General features: G+C 40.2%; 1 pseudogene. It reads left to right on the top strand.

Annotated elements, in window-relative coordinates:
- Window positions 1-46: 46 nt before the first annotated feature.
- Window positions 47-296: pseudogene (locus tag AOA60_RS29505) on the top strand (hypothetical protein); the annotation flags it as partial.

The raw sequence follows: 296 nt of genomic DNA, 5'->3' as shown, positions 1-296 counted from the left end.
GTATTTATGTGAAGCAATCGCAACGTTAGATCAAAAGAACCACGCTATGGTTGGGGTTATTCCAGGAGTTGTAAAGATGGAAAAAAGACTCGCTGCAATTGGTTATAGAGAAATAACTGGAGAGAAAGGGAACTTCCTTCTTAAAGAAGGAGAAACAGCGAAGGGGCATGAATATCATTATTCTACTTTTCACGCAATGCAAGAGAAGGGAATGGAGCAAGCCTATGAAACAAAAGGGATGAGGGGAGTTCAAAAGGAAGGTTTCCTTCATAAAAATGTTGTTGCTGGGTATACAC

It is taken from the genome of Pseudomonas sp. 2822-17, from assembly GCF_002742485.1.
Classification (GTDB): Bacteria; Pseudomonadota; Gammaproteobacteria; order Pseudomonadales; family Pseudomonadaceae; genus Aquipseudomonas; species Aquipseudomonas cyclaminis.
The sequence above is the reverse complement of the archived record's forward strand: the minus strand, read 5'-3'. Positions and strand labels throughout refer to the sequence as shown.